Annotated in this window: 15 protein-coding genes and 1 tRNA gene; 15 read left to right on the top strand and 1 reads right to left on the bottom strand. The window is 41.8% G+C overall.

All coding sequences use genetic code 11. The features are described from left to right. Positions 1 to 81 precede the first annotated feature (81 nt). The 12 genes from NKI27_RS06845 (at position 82) to NKI27_RS06900 (ending at position 14,306) form a co-directional block, all read left to right on the top strand. On the top strand, positions 82 to 2,478 hold the full coding sequence (locus NKI27_RS06845; protein WP_265048930.1) for an efflux RND transporter permease subunit: 2,397 nt from the start codon (positions 82 to 84) through the stop codon (positions 2,476 to 2,478). A 246-nt stretch (positions 2,479 to 2,724) separates the two neighbouring features. Next, positions 2,725 to 3,711, top strand: a complete 987-nt coding sequence (locus NKI27_RS06850) for a TAXI family TRAP transporter solute-binding subunit (RefSeq protein WP_265048931.1) — start codon at positions 2,725 to 2,727, stop codon at positions 3,709 to 3,711. Between the two features lie 170 nt (positions 3,712 to 3,881). Continuing rightward, positions 3,882 to 6,467 (top strand): TRAP transporter permease, encoded by a 2,586-nt coding sequence (locus NKI27_RS06855; protein WP_265048932.1) that lies wholly within the window; start codon positions 3,882 to 3,884, stop codon positions 6,465 to 6,467. A gap of 205 nt (positions 6,468 to 6,672) precedes the next feature. Next, on the top strand, positions 6,673 to 8,595 hold the full coding sequence (gene thrS / locus NKI27_RS06860; RefSeq protein ID WP_265048933.1) for a threonine--tRNA ligase: 1,923 nt from the start codon (positions 6,673 to 6,675) through the stop codon (positions 8,593 to 8,595). Next, the gene (gene infC, locus NKI27_RS06865) at positions 8,595 to 9,137 is read left to right on the top strand and encodes a translation initiation factor IF-3 (protein WP_406803132.1); all 543 of its coding nucleotides are present in this window, start codon (positions 8,595 to 8,597) and stop codon (positions 9,135 to 9,137) included. The genes thrS and infC overlap by 1 nt, the downstream gene beginning before the upstream one ends. A 125-nt stretch (positions 9,138 to 9,262) precedes the next feature. Beyond that, positions 9,263 to 9,451, top strand: a complete 189-nt coding sequence (gene rpmI / locus NKI27_RS06870) for a 50S ribosomal protein L35 (RefSeq protein ID WP_265048934.1) — start codon at positions 9,263 to 9,265, stop codon at positions 9,449 to 9,451. Positions 9,452 to 9,489: 38 nt separating this feature from the next. Next, positions 9,490 to 9,846 carry a 50S ribosomal protein L20 gene (gene rplT / locus NKI27_RS06875; RefSeq protein ID WP_265048935.1) on the top strand — a complete coding sequence of 119 codons (357 nt, stop codon included), beginning with the start codon at positions 9,490 to 9,492 and terminating at the stop codon, positions 9,844 to 9,846. A 157-nt stretch (positions 9,847 to 10,003) separates the two neighbouring features. Continuing rightward, positions 10,004 to 11,002, top strand: coding sequence for a phenylalanine--tRNA ligase subunit alpha (pheS, locus tag NKI27_RS06880; protein WP_265048936.1), 999 nt, complete (start codon positions 10,004 to 10,006; stop codon positions 11,000 to 11,002). A gap of 60 nt (positions 11,003 to 11,062) precedes the next feature. Beyond that, positions 11,063 to 13,435 carry a phenylalanine--tRNA ligase subunit beta gene (pheT, locus tag NKI27_RS06885; RefSeq protein WP_265048937.1) on the top strand — a complete coding sequence of 791 codons (2,373 nt, stop codon included), beginning with the start codon at positions 11,063 to 11,065 and terminating at the stop codon, positions 13,433 to 13,435. 4 nt (positions 13,436 to 13,439) lie between these two features. Next, a complete protein-coding gene (gene ihfA / locus NKI27_RS06890; protein ID WP_250658700.1) occupies positions 13,440 to 13,742 on the top strand; it encodes an integration host factor subunit alpha in 303 nt (100 codons plus the stop codon). Beyond that, positions 13,723 to 14,079 carry a MerR family transcriptional regulator gene (locus NKI27_RS06895; RefSeq protein ID WP_265048938.1) on the top strand — a complete coding sequence of 119 codons (357 nt, stop codon included), beginning with the start codon at positions 13,723 to 13,725 and terminating at the stop codon, positions 14,077 to 14,079. The genes ihfA and NKI27_RS06895 overlap by 20 nt, the downstream gene beginning before the upstream one ends. Before the next feature lie 150 nt (positions 14,080 to 14,229). Continuing rightward, positions 14,230 to 14,306: transfer RNA gene (locus tag NKI27_RS06900), tRNA-Pro, on the top strand. A gap of 717 nt (positions 14,307 to 15,023) precedes the next feature. Here NKI27_RS06900 and NKI27_RS06905 read toward each other — a convergent pair. Beyond that, the gene (locus NKI27_RS06905; RefSeq protein ID WP_265048939.1) at positions 15,024 to 15,350 is read right to left on the bottom strand and encodes a hypothetical protein; all 327 of its coding nucleotides are present in this window, start codon (positions 15,348 to 15,350) and stop codon (positions 15,024 to 15,026) included. 95 nt (positions 15,351 to 15,445) lie between these two features. Between NKI27_RS06905 and NKI27_RS06910 the strand changes: the two genes are divergently transcribed. The 3 genes from NKI27_RS06910 (at position 15,446) to NKI27_RS06920 (ending at position 18,479) form a co-directional block, all read left to right on the top strand. Next, on the top strand, positions 15,446 to 16,042 hold the full coding sequence (locus NKI27_RS06910) for an imm11 family protein (RefSeq protein WP_265048940.1): 597 nt from the start codon (positions 15,446 to 15,448) through the stop codon (positions 16,040 to 16,042). Between the two features lie 43 nt (positions 16,043 to 16,085). Further along, on the top strand, positions 16,086 to 16,553 hold the full coding sequence (locus NKI27_RS06915; RefSeq protein ID WP_265049484.1) for an IS66 family transposase: 468 nt from the start codon (positions 16,086 to 16,088) through the stop codon (positions 16,551 to 16,553). An 837-nt stretch (positions 16,554 to 17,390) separates the two neighbouring features. Next, positions 17,391 to 18,479, top strand: a complete 1,089-nt coding sequence (locus NKI27_RS06920; protein WP_265048941.1) for a S8 family peptidase — start codon at positions 17,391 to 17,393, stop codon at positions 18,477 to 18,479. Positions 18,480 to 18,505: the final 26 nt, after the last annotated feature.

Consider the following 18,505-nt stretch of genomic DNA (forward strand, 5'->3'; position numbering starts at 1 on the left):
TTGATAATTACTCGTTAGAGTGTTTGAAATGCCCAATGTTAAAAATGAATTTGTCGCTTTTTTGAGCAAGAGGAATAGTGAATGTCAAACCCCAAGCATGATAAGGGTGAACACTATCTACTGACACCGAAGGCTGAACCCTTCCTAGAACGTATTATCTTTAATAACCGTTTTATTATATTGGTTATGTTTCTGTTCTTAACTGTGTTTTTGGGTTACAACGCAGTCAAGATCAAGCCTGATGCGTCATTCGAGAGGCTGATCCCGCTTGAGCATCCATTTATCATTAATATGCTCGAGAATAGGTCGGACTTAGAAAATCTAGGTAACTCTATCAAGATAGCGGTTGCTGTCGAAGACGGTGATATTTTCACTGAAGAATACATGAGCATGCTGCAAAAGGTCACTGATGAGATGTTCTATCTCTCAGGGGTTAATAGAGCAGGGCTAAAATCGATATGGACACCAAATGTCCGCTGGGTAGAAGTAACAGAAGAGGGGTTTCAGGGCGGCCCTGTGATTCCAGACGGTTATGATGGGTCAAGAGATAGCTTAGAAGCGTTAAGGCAGAACATATTAAAGTCTGGTCAAGTGGGAAGTATTGTTGCAGATAACTTTAAGTCCACCATTATTTATGCGCCGCTATTTGAAATAAATCCAGAAACAAATGAGCCATTAGACTACAAAGCATTTTCTTTAGAATTAGAAGAAAAGATTCGTGAGAAATATGGTAAATCAGACCCGAACATTAATATTCATATTATCGGTTTTGCAAAAAAAGTAGGTGACTTAATAGAAGGGATTGGTTCCATTGCAATGTTTGCTTTGGTAACTATCACGTTAACGACTTTATTTTTATTCTGGTATTCCCGTTGTTTAGCAGGAACGATTATTCCTGTTTTAACGTCACTAGTCGCTGTGTTTTGGCAGCTAGGTATATTGAAATTGCTTGGCTACGGTATGGACCCATACTCTGTACTGGTTCCGTTCTTGGTATTTGCGATTGGGATAAGTCACGGTGTTCAAATAGTTAACCAAATGGCTGTTGAAGCGGCGAAAGGGTTTGACCCGATGACGTCTTCAAGATTGGCATTTAGGCAGCTCTATATTCCAGGGATGTTGGCGTTGGTGAGTGATGCAATTGGTTTCTTAACACTGCTATTTATCCAAATTGATGTAATTAGAGATTTGGCTGTTGCTGCGGGTATTGGTGTAGCTGTAATTATCGTAACAAATCTTGTGCTTCATCCGCTTGTTATGTCTTATGTAGGTATTAGTAAGGGGGGCATTAGGCACGTTCAAAATCACGGTGAAAAACAAGACCGTAAATGGCGTTTATTGTCATTTTTCTCGCACCCGAGTGTTGCACCTATCTCTATTTTAATTGCGATTTTAGGTTTTGGTATTGGTATCTACTACCAGAAAGATCTTAAAATTGGTGACTTAGATAAGGGTGCGCCTGAGTTGCGTGCAGACTCTAGATACAACGTTGATAATGAGTACATTATCAGTAACTACAGTACTAGTGCCGATGTCTTGGTTATTATGGTTGAGACTGAGAAAGAGCAATGTACTAACTATCGTGTAATGGATGCGATGGATAGATTGCAGTGGACCCTTGAAAACTCGCCTGGTGTTGAGTCAACAGCATCTTTGGTGACTGTTTCTAAGTTGGTGACTAAGGCGCTTAATGAAGGTAACTTCAAGTGGTTTGATCTATCTCGTAACCAAAGCATTATCAACTCGTCAATTCAGCGTGCTCCTGCAGGTTTAATTAATACCAATTGTGATATGACGCCTGTTTTAGCATTCTTAAAAGATCATAAAGCAGAGACATTAGATAGTGTTGTGAATACCGTTGAGAAGTTTGTGGCAGATAACCCAAGCGAGGACTTTACGTTCTTACTGGGTGCAGGTAACGCGGGTGTTGAAGCTGCTACAAACCAGGTAATCTCTAAAGCGAAAGACATGATGTTGTTTTTTGTGTATGCCGTAGTGAGTACTCTTTGCTTTATCACATTTAGATCGATTAGAGCTGTAATTTGTATTGTTACGCCGCTAGCCTTAACGTCAGTCTTATGTGAGGCGCTGATGGCTCAATTAGGCATTGGTGTTAAAGTGGCGACCTTACCGGTTATTGCGCTTGGTGTGGGTATTGGTGTCGATTATGGTATCTATATTTATACTCGCTTAGAGAAGTTGCTGATTGAGGGTAAACCACTTCAGGAAGCATACTTTGAAACATTACGCACCACTGGTAAGGCGGTTGCATTTACAGGGGTTACGTTGGGAGTAGGTGTCTTTACTTGGATCTTCTCACCGATTAAGTTCCAAGCAGACATGGGGATACTTTTGTTCTTTATGTTCTTATGGAATATGGTAGGATCCCTTTGGCTGCTACCGGCGCTGGCGAGATTCTTATTACGTCCTGATAAAATGGTTGCAAAGGCTAAGAAAGCTGAAGCAAATGCAAGCTAAATAAAGTGACATCAAAAAGCCCGTTTATACGGGCTTTTTTTTGTTTTAGGTGCTCGCTATTATTTAAATAATAAGAAATATATCGCTTGTTTATGCTTAATTGACACTAACTCCTTTATTTAATTGCATTTATAGGCTAGTTTTTAACGTGTGTAACGCTATGTGCGTATATCAAGACCAATGTTTAATCTCATTTCGTAAGAAGATGGGGAATTATAAATAAAGGTAAATAAAGGGAAAATGAATATGGCTCTAAAAACGAAATTAGCTTCAGTCATTATAGCGGCTACCGTAGGTATTGCAGCTTCAAGTGGGATCAATGCGACGCCTAAAGAGCAGCGCTTTATCACTATCGGTACAGGCGGTGTTACCGGAGTATATTACCCAACGGGTGGAGCAATCTGTCGCTTGGTTAATAAATCTCGTAAAGAGCATGGTATTCGTTGTTCAGTAGAGAGTACCGGTGGGTCTATCTATAACTTGAATACTATTCGTGAAGGCGAGCTAGATATGGGTATTGTCCAGAGTGACTGGCAATTCCATGCATATAACGGAACAAGTAAGTTTGCAGACTCAGGCGCCAACAAAGATTTGCGCGCAGTTTTCTCTGTTCACCCAGAACCGTTCACTGTTGTGGCGCGTAAAGATGCCAATATCAAAACGTTTGAAGACCTAAAAGGTAAGCGCGTTAACGTTGGTAACGCAGGCTCTGGTCAGCGTGCAACAATGGAATTATTGATGGCTGAGAATGGTTGGACGATGGATAGCTTTAAGCTAGCATCTGAACTTAAGCCTTCAGAGCAGTCAAAAGCACTTTGCGACAACAAAATAGATGCAATGGTTTATGTTGTTGGTATTCCTTCTGGAGCTATTAAAGAAGCGACAACATCTTGCGATAGCGTGATTGTGCCTGTTAGCGGTCCTGCAGTAGATAAACTTATTACTGAGAATCCATATTTCCGTAAGGCGACAATTCCTGGTGGCATGTACCGTGGAACGGATAATGATGTTTCTACGTTTGGTGTAGGCGCAACATTTGTTACGTCATCTAATGTTCCTGAAGATGTGATCTATCAGGTGACCAAGGCTGTGTTTGAAAACTTTGATAGCTTTAAGCGACTTCACCCTGCTTTTGAAAACCTAGAAAAAGAAGATATGGTTAAGGATGCGTTATCAGCACCTCTTCATCCTGGTGCTGTGAAGTATTACAAAGAAGTCGGTTTAATTAAATAAGCTGAGTTTCTTTTTAGCAAAAGGAGGTTCTCCTCCTTTTGCTTTCATTTCTTGCAAAATGTTTTTTGTAGTTTCTTGTAATCGCTAAGAATTTAATGCCTTGCGAGAGCAAGTGACTATTAAAAACGTTTTAGCAGACATCCTTCTAATTAGCAGAGTGTTTTCTTATTATGAACGAAGAAAAACCGCATGCGCATGATGCGATTGACCCCGAAAATAAAGAAGTAATTGACAGCATTCTTCAAGCAGAGACAGGGGGGCGTGCATCTACGGGAATCCCTGCTAAAATTTTGCTTATTGTCCCGCTCTGCTGGTCGTTGTTTCAGTTGTGGGTTGCCTCTCCATTGCCTTTCGAGTTTAACTTTGGCGTCTTTAATGAAGATCAGACAAAGTATATTCATTTGTCATTTGCTCTATTTTTAGCCTTTACGGCATTTCCAATGTTCAAAAGCAATACAGGGAGAATACCGGTTATTGACTGGGTTTTTGCTATTCTTGGCGTTGCTAGCGCTATGTATTTGTTGGTGTTTAGAAATCAACTGGCAGGCCGTTCGGGTGCGCCTGTTACGTTTGATCTAGTAATAGGTGTCATTGGGATGATCCTGCTGCTTGAGGCTACAAGAAGAAGCCTTGGGTTACCGTTAATGATCGTAGCGATTGTTTTCCTGATCTATACCTTTGGTGGGCCTTACATGCCAGACGTTATTGCGCATAAGGGGGCAAGTCTAAGCAAAACTATTTCTCACCAGTGGCTAACGACAGAGGGCGTTTTTGGTGTGGCTTTAGGGGTGTCTGCCAGCTTTGTATTTTTGTTTGTCTTATTTGGAGCCTTGCTTGAACGAGCGGGCGCTGGTAATTACTTTATTAAAGTCGCCTATTCGTTGCTAGGACATATGAGAGGTGGCCCAGCAAAGGCTGCCGTTGTGTCGAGCGGCTTGAGTGGACTTATATCGGGCTCTTCTATTGCGAACGTAGTAACAACGGGAACCTTTACAATTCCTTTGATGAAGCGTGTTGGTTTTCCTGCGACTAAAGCTGGCGCTGTAGAGGTTGCTGCTTCCACAAATGGACAGCTAACACCACCTATAATGGGGGCTGCAGCCTTCTTGATGGTTGAGTATGTCGGAATTTCTTATCTTGAAGTCATACGGCATGCAATTCTTCCAGCTTTGATTTCTTATGTCGCGCTGGTTTATATCGTTCACCTTGAAGCACTCAAACTGAACATGAAGGGTATTCCTCGAACAGTAAAAACGACGGTAGCGCAAAAACTCTTATCGTTCTTAACCGTCTTTGTCGGTTTAATGGTTATGACGCTCGCCGTCTATTATGGCTTAGGGTGGATCAAAGATGCTGCAGGGGACTCAGTCGCTTACATCGTAACGCCATTATTACTGATCGCGTATATAGGTTTAGTTATGTACGCCTCTAAATATCCAGAGCTCGAAATAGATGACGACACTACAGATATGACACAGCTGCCAGAAGTTGGCCCTACGGTTAAAGCAGGGTTACACTTTCTATTGCCAGTGGTTGTATTGGTATGGATGCTAGCTGTTGAGCAGCGATCGCCCGCACTATCAGCTTTTTGGGCAACGTTGGTTATGGTGTTTATTGTATTAACACAGAAGCCGTTATTCAGTTTTTTCAGAAACCAGAATGACTATTTGAAGGCAGTTAAAGAAGGTGTTGATGATTGCTTTCATGCCTTAGTAACGGGCGCAAGAAATATGGTTGGAATAGGCGTTGCGACGGCAGCTGCAGGTATTGTGGTGGGCACGGTTACCTTAACGGGTATCGGCTTGGTAATGACTGAATTTGTGGAGTTTATATCCGGCGGTTCTATGATTATGATGCTGGTGTTTACCGCGGTTATCAGTCTGATACTGGGAATGGGGTTACCGACCACAGCTAACTACATCGTTGTCTCAACGTTGATGGCACCGGTTATTGTTGCATTGGGCGCTGAGCATGGCTTGATTGTGCCGCTGATAGCTGTCCATTTGTTCGTGTTTTATTTTGGGATTCTTGCTGACGATACCCCGCCGGTAGGGCTAGCTGCGTATGCTGCAGCGGCGATCTCAGGGGCTGATCCTATACGGACGGGGATTCAGGGTTTTACCTATGATATTCGTACGGCTATTTTACCGTTTATGTTTATCTTCAATACTCAGCTTTTGCTAATCGGTATAGATAGTTGGTTTCAATTAGTTCTTACTATTGTATCTGCGGTTATTGCGATGCTTGTTTTTGCTGCGGCCACCCAAGGATATTGGCTTGTTAAGTCTCGAATCTGGGAGTCTTTAATTCTGGTGCTTATTGCATTTACCATGTTTAGACCCGGTTTTTGGTGGGATATGGTTTATCCGCCGCTAGAGCAGGTTGGTGCTCAAGTTATCTATGAAGAAATCGACAGGACGGCAGTGGATGGACAGCTTAGAGTTGTTGTAGAGGGCGAAACCCTAGACGGTGATCAGGTTAATAAACGTGTCATGCTTACAATGGGTGAGGGTGATAGCGCTGAAGCACGTTTAAAAGAATCTGGCTTAGAGCTTCGAAATGAAGACGGAAGGCTGTTTGTTGATATGATGGGGTTTGGCTCTCAGGCTGAACAGGCTGGCATTGATTTTGATTGGGAAATTAAAGCATTAGAAGTAGAAACCGACCGGCCAACCAAAGAGTGGATGTTTATTCCTGCATTGCTCTTACTGATAATACTAGGTTGGAATCAGCTCAGGCGGCGTCAACCCGCTTAGCTTTCAGTGGTTTAATCAAAACAGGCGCAAGACGCCTGTTTTTTCGTTTGTACATTGTGGATAGCGTCACTAAACAAGCGCAATGTTTATTAATTAATGCACTTGAACTAATGGTATTCGCAATTTCATCTTGCTAGAATCGCGCCTTCGATTTTTTTAATCATGTGATCTTTAGTAGGGATCACCACTGAAAGGGGTTTATGATATGCCAGTCATCACTCTTCCTGATGGAAGTCAGCGTTCTTTTGATAGCTCTACAACAGTTGCAGGCGTTGCAGCTGAAATCGGTCCAGGGTTAGCAAAAGCAGCATTAGCCGGTAAGGTCAATGGAGAGCTAGTTGATACATCGTACACAATAGATAGCGATGTTGAACTCGCCATTATAACCGACCGTGATGAAGAAGGGCTGGAGATAATACGGCACTCGACTGCTCACCTTTTAGCAATGGCAACACAGTCATTGTTCCCTACTGCACAGGTAACTATAGGTCCGGTCATTGAAGACGGTTTCTTTTATGATTTTGCTTTCGAACGAACGTTTACACCTGATGATCTTGTTCTAATAGAAAAACGAATGACCGAAATTGCCAAGCAGGGGTTGCCTGTTTCTCGTTCGATTATGTCTCGTGATGAAGCTGTTGCGTTATTTGAGAAGAAGGGCGAAAAGTATAAAGTTGAAATCATACAAGATATTCCGGGTGATCAAGACCTTTCGTTCTACAGTCAGGGCGACTTTATAGATTTATGTCGCGGCCCCCATGTGCCTTCAACATCAAACCTCAAGTACTTCAAGTTAATGAAGGTGGCAGGTGCATATTGGCGTGGTGATTCAAACAACGAAATGCTAACCCGTGTATACGGGACAGCTTGGTCAAATAAAAAAGACCTAAAAGCTTACGTTCACAGACTTGAAGAAGCTGAAAAGCGAGACCACCGAAAAATTGCCAAGAAGTTAAACTTGTTTCATACCCAAGAAGAAGCGCCGGGTATGGTATTTTGGCATTCAAAAGGTTGGACGATTTATAACGTATTAGAAAATTATATGCGTAGCGTATTGAACCGTCAGGGCTACGAGGAGGTCAAAACGCCTCAACTTGTTGACCGTACGTTGTGGGAAAAATCAGGACACTGGGACAAGTTCAGTGATATGATGTTCACGACCCACTCTGAAAGTCGTGACTATGCAGTTAAGCCAATGAACTGCCCATGCCATGTACAGATATTTAATCAGGGGTTAAAAAGTCATAAAGATCTCCCGTTACGTTTGGCTGAGTTTGGCTCATGTCACCGTAATGAACCATCAGGTACGCTGCATGGTTTGATGCGAGTTAGAAACTTTACTCAAGATGATGCTCATATTTTCTGTACAGAAGAGCAGATGCAAGATGAAGTAAGTCGATTTATAGACCTTCTATTTGAAGTGTATCGAGATTTCGGTTTTGACGATGTGCTATTGAAACTGTCTACTCGACCTGAAAAACGAGTAGGGTCAGATGAAGTGTGGGATCGTTCTGAAGCGGCGTTAGAAGAAGCATTAAATAGCAAAGGCCTTGATTGGGAATTATTACCGGGTGAAGGTGCTTTTTATGGTCCAAAAATAGAGTTCTCGTTAAAAGATTGTATCGGTCGTGTTTGGCAGTGTGGAACCATACAAGTGGACTTCTCAATGCCAGGTCGTTTGAGCGCACAATATGTGTCAGATGATCAAAGTCGACAGACACCTGTGATGTTACACCGAGCAATTTTGGGTTCATTTGAGCGATTTATTGGTATTTTGATTGAGCATTACGAAGGTGCATTTCCATTCTGGTTAGCGCCAGAACAGGTCGCAATTCTCAATATTACTGATCGACAAGACGAATATTGTCAAAATTTGTCAGAAAAGTTGCAAGATATGGGTTATCGTGTGCATATAGACTTGAGAAACGAGAAGATTGGATTTAAAATTCGTGAGCACACATTAAACAAGATTCCTTATCTGCTTGTTATCGGAGATAAGGAAGTAGAAAATAAAACGGTCGCCATTCGCACTCGTACAGGTGAAGACTTGGGTGTAATGACATTGGAAGAGCTTGAAGTAGTATTCCAAAACGAAATGGCGAAAAAAGGTCGGATTACAGCGGAGTAATAACAATTAAGCGTAATAGTCAGGGTAGCCGAGCTAAGAAAGCTCCAATTAACCAAAATATTACAGCTACAGAGTGTCGCCTTATAGGGGCGGACGGTGACCAAGTTGGGGTCGTAGCTATCGAAGAAGCCTTAGAAATGGCTCAGAAAGCAAGTCTCGACTTGGTTCAAATAGCCGACTCTGATCCAATAGTCTGTAAAATTATGGACTTTGGTAAAAAGGTTTTTGAAGAGAAAAAGCAGAAAGCAGCACAGCGCAAGAAGCAAAAACAGACCCAGGTTAAAGAAATCAAATTAAGACCAGGGACGGAAGAAGGGGATTATCAGGTAAAACTGCGCAACCTGATACGTTTCCTTGAAGCCGGGGATAAAGCTAAGGTGACAATTCGTTACCGAGGCCGCGAGATGGCTCATCAGGAGATCGGCATGAAATTACTTAACCGAATCGAAGTTGATTTGGAAGAGTATGGTGCTGTTGAACAAAGGCCGAAGATGGAAGGTCGGCAGATGATGATGGTAATCGCCCCGAAAAAGAAAAAGTAACGTTGACGTTAATAGAACTCTCTGAAGAGTATTTAGTTTCATTTTTTGAAATTTGAATATGTATTTGGAGGGGTTTTCTATTTTCTGAGTTGCTCCTTTTATTAACGAATGCGGAGTTATGTATTATGCCAAAAATGAAAACCAAGCGCGGGGCAGCAAAGCGCTTTAAAAAAACAGCTAGCGGATATAAGCACAAGCAATCCTTCACCAGCCACATACTGACAAAGAAAAGTACTAAGCGTAAGCGTCAGTTACGTGGTTGTAAGCAAGTAGCAGCGAGTGATGTTCCATTAATCAGACGTATGTTAGCTTAATAATCGCCTTATAAAAGATTAGATAGAAGGATTGTAATATGCCTCGCGTAAAACGTGGTGTCGTCGCTCGTCGTCGTCATAAGAAAGTTCTAAAGCAAGCTAAAGGTTACTATGGAGCTCGTAGTCGAGTCTTTAGAGTAGCAAAGCAGGCGGTTATCAAAGCAGGTCAATATGCTTACCGTGACCGTCGTCAGCGTAAGCGTCAGTTCCGTGCTCTATGGATCGCGCGTATTAACGCTGGAGCTCGTATCAACGGTTTGTCATATAGCCGTTTGATTGCTGGACTGAAAAAAGCAAATGTTGAAATTGATCGTAAAGTCCTAGCTGACTTGGCGATGAACGAAAAGAATGCATTTGCAGCAGTTGTAGAAACCGCTAAAGCAGCGCTTGCTTAAGCCGAATTTCTCGATTGTAAGAAGTTTGCAAAAAGCATGAATTGATCAGTGCTACGTTATTAACAGTATTTTTTACTGATAGTGCTTTTTAATTGATGTGGTCAAACAATAGGGGAAGAGGCAGCTCTTCCCCTATTTTTGTTTTGGAGAAGGTGAGATGGACAATCTTGATCAACTAGTTAAACAAGGCCTAGAAGCCGCAGAGAAAGCTCAAACAATACAAGAGCTAGACCAAGTCCGCGTAGATTTTCTGGGTAAGAAAGGTCTAATCACCCAGCAGTTGAAGACTCTGGGTAAGCTTTCTTCAGAAGAACGGCCAAAAGCCGGTGCACTTATAAACAAAGCTAAAGAAGAAGTTCAGACCGTCATTGTTGCGAAAAAACAAGGGTTAGAGCAAGCACAGTTAAATGCAAAGCTTGAATCAGAAGCTGTAGATGTAACGCTTCCAGGTAGACGTCAAGATTTAGGTGGTCTACACCCCGTTACACGTACCATGCAACGAATCGAACAATTCTTTTCTCAATCAGGCTATTCAGTTGAAGTAGGGCCTGAAATAGAGGATGACTACCACAACTTTGAAGCACTCAATATCCCAGGTCATCATCCAGCAAGAGCAATGCATGATACTTTTTACTTTAATGCAAACACGTTGCTGAGAACTCATACGTCTCCTGTTCAAATACGTACAATGGAAATTGGTAAGCCTCCGTTCAGAATGATCTGTCCAGGTCGTGTTTACCGCTGTGACTCTGACCAAACACACACGCCTATGTTTCACCAAGTAGAAGGCTTGTTAGTTGAAGAGAATGTTAGTTTTGCAGATCTTAAAAGCACCATTGAAGAGTTTTTGAGAGTGTTTTTTGAGAAAGACCTTAAAGTTAGGTTTAGACCGTCTTATTTCCCGTTCACTGAACCCTCTGCTGAGGTTGATATAGAGTGGGGTGAAGATGCAGATGGCAATACTAAGTGGCTTGAGGTAATGGGTTGCGGAATGGTTCACCCTAAAGTGTTTGAAGCTAGTGGCGTTGACGCAGAAAAGTATTCAGGTTTTGCGTTTGGTCTTGGTGTTGAGCGTCTTGCAATGTTGCGTTATGGCGTAAATGACCTGAGATTGTTTTTTGAAAATGACTTACGGTTTTTAAATCAGTTTAAGTAAATCATTACAAGCCTTACAAATTTAGTTGACCACTACAAATACCAAATTAGCGAGAGAATAATGAAATTCAGCGAACAGTGGCTTAGGGAATGGGTTAATCCCGATATCAGTACCGAAGAATTGGTTTCACAAATTACCATGGCTGGTTTGGAAGTTGATGGTGTAGAACTTGTTGCCGGTGAGTTTAGTGGTGTTGTGGTCGGCGAAGTTTTATCGACAGAGAAACACCCAGATGCTGATAAATTAAGTGTTTGCCAGGTAAGTGCTGGCGACGAAACGTATCAGGTTGTGTGTGGTGCGCCGAATGTTCGAGCTGGTTTAAAAGTACCTTTTGCAACTATTGGTGCGATTTTACCCGGTGATTTCAAAATTAAGAAAGCAAAGCTGAGAGGAGTCGAGTCTCAGGGAATGCTTTGTGCAGAAGCTGAGTTAGGGCTATCTGAAGCGTCAGATGGTCTAATGGAGCTGCCTGTAGATGCAAATGTCGGTCAAGACTTCAGAGAATATATGAGCCTGAATGACCGTATGATCGAGGTTGATTTAACGCCCAACAGAAGTGACTGTCTATCGATAGCGGGTTTAGCGCGTGAAGTGGGCGTGTTAAATAAAATATTGGTAGAGCAGCCAGACGTGAAGGCTGTTTTGCCAACGATAGAAGACACATTTACGGTTAACGTTGATGTACCTGCATATTGCCCACGCTATATTGGGCGAGTCATAAAGGGTATTAATGTAAATGCACAAACACCTCTATGGATGCAAGAGAAGCTTAGAAGAAGCGGCTTGAGAAGTATTGACCCTGTGGTTGATGTCACTAATTACATATTGCTTGAATTTGGTCAGCCCATGCATGCATTCGATCTAGATAATTTATCGGGTTCAATAAATGTACGGATGGCAGAGGATAAAGAAAAGATAACACTGTTAGATGGCCAAGAAGTTGAGTTACGCTCAAATACATTGGTTATTGCTGATGAAGAAAGGGCATTGGCTATTGCGGGGGTTATGGGTGGAGCGCATTCAGGCGTTAATGAGAGTACCACCAATATATTCCTAGAATGTGCGTTTTTTGAACCTATCAGCATTGCTGGAAAGGCTCGTTCATACGGACTACATACTGACTCGTCACACCGTTTTGAGCGAGGTGTAGACTTTAATCTTCAGGCTAGCATGATCGAGCGAGCAACTGCGTTGTTACTTGATATTGTTGGTGGTGATGCAGGCCCTGTATCAGAGAAGGTCTCTAAGGCCGACCTCCCTGTTAGGTCACTAGTTGAGCTTAGGTATGCACGAGTTGAGTCGTTATTAGGCCTGAGTATCGATAGAACTGAAGTCGAAGAAATACTCACACGTTTAGGATTGTTTGTAGATAAATTAACTAAAGATGGTTGGCTCATAAAAGTGCCATCATATCGTTTTGATATCTCAATTGAGGCTGACTTAATTGAAGAGGTCGGGCGAATCTACGGTTACAATAATCTGCCGGTGACGAAGCCTGTTGGAAGTCTTGCACTAAGACCTAATGATGAATCTATAACGCCTATTGCGGACATTCAAAATCATTTGGTCACATTGGGTTATCAAGAAGCTATAACCTATAGTTTTGTCGATCCAGAGTTACAAAAGAGGCTAGACCCTGAAAATGAAGGGATCGCGCTAGCGAATCCAATATCTGCCGATCTTTCAGTTATGCGGACGACGCTGTGGACAGGCTTATTAAAAGCGTTAATGTATAACCAAAACCGTCAACAAGATCGCGTACGGTTTTTCGAGACGGGGTTACGCTTTGTTAAGCAAGGTGATGATATCGATCAGCCGCTTATGCTAGCAGGGGTGGTTTCTGGCACTCGATTACCAGAAAACTGGACAGGCGGAAGTGATTCGGTTGATTTTTTTGATGTTAAAGCCGACTTAGAATCGCTTCTTGCGCGTTTGGGGACTGGTTTTGAGTTCAAAAAGGGTAGTTTGCCTGCTTTGCACCCCGGCCAAGCCGCTGAAATTGTTAAAAATGGTGAAAAAGTTGGATATTTAGGTGCTTTACACCCAGAAATACATAAATCACTGAATTTAAATGGCTCGGTTTATTTATTTGAGCTATGCTTAAATCAAATCGTTAAGGGTAACGTGCCGCAATGTAAAGAATTTTCGAAATTTCCGGAAGTTCGCAGAGATTTAGCTATCATTGTTAATAAAGAAATACAGTTTAATGATGTTAAAGCTGCAATCATTGAAAAGGCAGGTGATTTTCTGATTGATTTGAGAGTGTTTGACGTTTATCAGGGGCAGGGTGTTGAGCCAGGAATGAAGAGTCTGGCCATCGGAGTAACTTGGCAGCATGTCGAAAGAACACTTAATGATGATGAAATTACTCAGACCTTCAACGATATCATTGATGTATTAAAAGATCGATTTGGTGCAATACTAAGGAGTTGAATGTATGGGGGCTTTAACAAAAGCTGATATGGCTGAGCGCCTCTATGAAGAAGTAGGCTTGAATAAAAGAGAAGCAAAGGAAATGGTTGAGTCATTTTTTGACGAAGTCAGATCCTCTCTTGGTCATAATGAGCAGGTGAAGCTCTCTGGATTCGGGAACTTTGATCTTCGAGATAAAAAACAGAGACCAGGCCGAAACCCTAAAACGGGTGAAGAAATTCCGATAACAGCTCGCAGAGTGGTTACGTTTCGTCCGGGACAAAAGTTAAAAGCGAAAGTAGAAGCATATGCTGGAACCCAGTCATAATAATGAGTTGCCCCCTATACCGGGCAAACGTTACTTCACTATAGGTGAGGTAAGCGATCTATGTAGCGTAAAAGCACACGTTTTACGCTATTGGGAACAAGAGTTTCCTCAGTTGTCGCCTGTTAAGAGACGCGGAAATCGACGTTATTATCAGAGACAAGATGTGTTGACTATACGTCAGATCCGTAGTCTGCTATATGATCAGGGTTATACCATCGGAGGCGCAAAACAAAAGCTTACTAACGAAGATAGCGTAGAAGACTCAACGCAATATCATCAGATTATTCATCAGATGATTACTGAATTAGAAGAGGTTTTGGTGGTTCTTAATAGTTAATACTGTGTGTAATCTAAGCAATAAAAACGCCCGCTTATGTGGGCGTTTTTATTTCTAATAGATTAATAATAGATGCCTTTATTTATTTAGAGAGTTAGGTTATTATCCTCACGCGTTTGAGGTTGATCCCCATTACCTTAAACGATAGTTCGGGACGTAGCGCAGCCTGGTAGCGTACATGCATGGGGTGCATGTGGTCGGAGGTTCAAATCCTCTCGTCCCGACCAATTTTTTATTATTTTGTTTATATAAAGTGGTCATAAAGTACTGAAGTATATATAAAATTTATAATTTTATACTATAAGTTATATTTTATTTCCATGTATTATTAACCCCCTTAAATACCCCCAATAAACCCCCGATATCAACGTGGCGGTAGGAGCGGTTGATTCTTGGCCGGGGGGGTAAATGATTGACCACAACTACCTTAAGTTTCCTCTTTTTCTCTCAGCTTTTTCTTTTCGATATAGTATTGTTTCTCCCTCTAAAACTTATTCTTACATATGCAGCCTTATGATATTTACTGAAGCAATAACTTGCGTTCAGTGTATAACGCGGCGGTAGTGAGTGGAGTTATTGAGTTTTAATGTTAATGGACTTTCTATTATCTGCATTAACTCGCCATTTGTTATTTACCACTTAAACACCCCTGTATGAGCTTTCCTTAAAGGGTTTAAATATAGGGTTATAGACATAGTCTTGTACTTAAACGTCATTGAGAGGGGGTTACTGAGCGTCTTATGATATTTCTTTAGTCTGTTTGGCAGTTAAAATGATACCTTATGGTTTATGATTATCTCACAGATAAAAGTGGCTTAAGGGTTTACCTTGAACACTATACTTGGCGAGAAAGTTTTTAAGGGGAGCCATCAAGTCCACCTAGAAGTAGCGAGTGGTTCGCCCCTAGTTCTATAGACACCTCATAGAGTTATAATGAAACTTAATTATTGAGGTAAGCCTCCTTGTACAACGCCAGAAAAACCAGTTGGGTCAACATATCTGCCTGCTACGGGGTGAACTCTTCCTCCCTTTTTTATCTTTGAACTGGTCTTTGGTCTGATTGACTTTATTTCGTCTGAAATTGAATCAATTTCAACCTGTAAATCAATTAATTGTTTATTCTTCAAGACGACTTTGTCTAGCAATACATTACGGGATTTTTCGTCTGCAGCTTTTACTTTCTCAACTAAGAGTTTAAGGCTTAACCTCATATCCCTAGACTTATGAAGTAATATTGACCTTTTCTTTCTTAGTGCCTTAATTCCGGACATAACTCTCTACTGCTTAACATCTAGATTTACCAAAGACTACATGACTGATAAAGTACATAAATCAGACGAAAAAAACACATAGAATAGGCGTTATAATGGCTAATTATTATTTATTTGATCGCGATTGTGTAGGCCGGTGGATAGATGCATCAAAAGGAACAAATCAACCGTTGGTTGACTGGTTTTATTGGCGACAAGGAAACGTTATTCCTGAAAGGGAACAAATCCCTAACCCAATAACCTTCACTTTGCGGCCCTACAATCCTCATTCCACTGATGATAGCCATCATATGCCATCATTTCTCCGAGCTTCTGCGCCAATATTCAGCGATAAGTTGCTTGAAGCACTTCGAGACTGCGGCGTTGATAATCTAGTCACTTACCCTTGCCACATTACTGATCCAGATAGCGGAGATGTATATAAAAACTATAAATCGGTGAATATTATTGGATTGGTTTCTGCTGCAGATATGGAAAAGTCAAACGCAACAGTACATCCTAATGGCCCAGCTAGGCACGATGTAGATTTTGATGGTTTGACCATTGATAATGATAAAACTAATGAAATTTTGTTTTTTCGACTAGCTGAGTCAACAAATGCGATAATTGTTCATCAGCAAGTTAAGGATACGCTCATAGCGAAAGGCTTTACTGATTTGGCGTTTTATGAGACTGAAAAAATTGCGTTATAATTAAGTTCAAAAAGAGTCGCTATGTCACATCAGCCGCTGTGATATATCGAACGATAATTCTAGAACAAAACAACCCAAAGCTAAGGCCAAAACGCGTAGTAAAGTTGATGTTGCTATCGATATGATTGGCAAGCTGTGTGGGCTAGAGCGAGCTTATCAAGATTCGACACCAGAAATCCGCTATCAAATGCGCCAAGAGAAGGCGAAACCCGTGCTCGAAAAACTGCGGCACTGGTTGGATAAAACCTTGCCTGCTGTCCCGCTAACCACATTATTGGGAAAGGCCCTGAATTATCTGCACAAATACTGGTCACGTCTGACGATCTACTTGGAAGATGGCCGCTTGAATATCGATAACAACATAGCAGAGAATGCTATCCGACCGTTCGTAATCGGTCGCAAGAGCTGGTTGTTTAGTGATACACCGAGAGGGGCTCACGCTAGTGCAAAGGTCTATAGTGTTATTGAGTTAGCTATACATAAAAATGACAAAACTTTGAACTGGGAGTAATGTTGGTTGCAAAACAGGCCGAAAGATATCACTTTAATTTCGTCCATTTATGTTAGGTAAGGCGCTGATAGTTAGTGGCTTTAATATGCTACAGATTAATTGCTCTTCGGCATATCGTATCACTTTAAATATCACTAAATCGAGCTTACTGTAGTTGCAAGTTCCGCTCCGTCGATTTATGCGAGGCCCAAAAAATCATTATCTTTCGAATTACACTGATCGCTCGAGATTATTCCCCCTGATCCTTTGAAATTAAAGGCGGGACGCTATATTGTTATGAACCATAATGCTTTGGTATTTCTATCAAAGTACCATGAAAGGTTCGGAATCATTCCGAATTATGCGGTCGATTTACAAATAAATTACTTTGTGCCATCCATCAAGATTTTAAAGAACCCTTCCTCATAAATACCGTAGTAAACTGATGAGTATTTAATCGAAGACTAGGTCAACTAACAACGATTTAGATAAATAATTCTACAGGCTCGCCATGCGTAGATTCTGTGTTTTCGCCTGCCCCTACGGTATCTACTGCTCTTATTGAACCTTTCAAAGAAGAATGGTATCGAAACTTAAAATGCAAGTATCTGGTTTTTATTTTTTAAAGCTTGAAAGTTTTCAAGCTTGCATGTAAGTTTATGTTAATGCGGTTTTAGCTAACGGTATGGAATAGCTGTTAACAGAAGCGATAATTGATCTAAAGCGTAGTACGCTCCTCACGCCCTTTAAGGGTGTATCCCTACCAAAATACTCGTAGTAAAAGTGCAGCTTATGCTGTGCTTTTGTAGTTTCAAGCTATAGAAAATTATTAATTTTTTATTGGTTCTGGAGCAAACAATGACTACTGGACTTAAGTCTAATGAATCTGTTAATGATCATGACTGGGCTATTAAGTTTTCTAATTTCGATAGTGCATGGGCTCTGACTCCACCCGCTGGCGGCAAAAGCAAGGGTGAGGGTATTTACGTTGTTCATCCTGACACTGGTTACACCGAACACCCTGAGTTGCTAGATGGCGGAAGAGTCTCGACTGACCGATCTTTAGATCGGTGCTTTGTTGGGCCGTACGCAAAATATCAAACCGCCCATGAGACTTATCAGGGGCTTGTTGCACCAGGGCATGGGACGCATACGGGTACTGTTATGATGAGCGAGTGGGGGGCTCCCTCGCCAGGCATAGGCATTCGGGGGGTTAATGGTGCAGCGCCAAAAGTTAACCTGATACCTTGCCGAGTGACCAATGATGTATTTTTGGGGGATTCGGGCGATGCTTCTTTGGCTCGTGCTATTCATTACGCCTGCTATCTAAGTAAAACCATTCCTGTAGGTGTTATTTCTATAAGTTTAGGTTCTGTTGAGCTTGGTGCGCCAAATGACTGTCTGAGGATTGCGCTGAAAAGGGCTAAATCTTGCGGAATTATTGTTTGTTCCGCTGCAGGTCAAGGAAAGAAATTCATGCAGCCCGACTGGCAGAGCCCTGTTTACCCTGGAAAAAGTGAAGATACTATCTGTGTTGCTGCGTGTGACTCAACAGGCGCTAAATATGATGTAGGATTTTATGGTCAGGCAGTCGATATCACGGCACCTGGAGTAGGGGTGTGGCATGGAAAATCAACTCGTGTAAGTCGAAAGACTAATTATGGCGATTACTTGCTGCTTAAAGGTGTTTATACCATTGAGCAAGGTAGTGGTACGTCTTACGCAACCGCCATTACTGCTGCTGCATGCGCTATGTGGCAGGCATATCATGGGCGCGATGCATTAATCAGAAAATATACTAAACCTTTATTGTTTGCTGCATTCAAGAGAGTGCTCATCAATTCGTGTCATACACCGGCCGGTTGGGACACAAGTAAATGTGGCGCTGGAATTCTTGATGCACAGAAATTGTTGCAGCAATCCTTACCAGCTAAGTCATCTCTATAACTCAACTTTGCGGAAAAGGTTATTCT

Source organism: Alkalimarinus alittae, from assembly GCF_026016465.1.
GTDB lineage: Bacteria > Pseudomonadota > Gammaproteobacteria > Pseudomonadales > Oleiphilaceae > Alkalimarinus > Alkalimarinus alittae.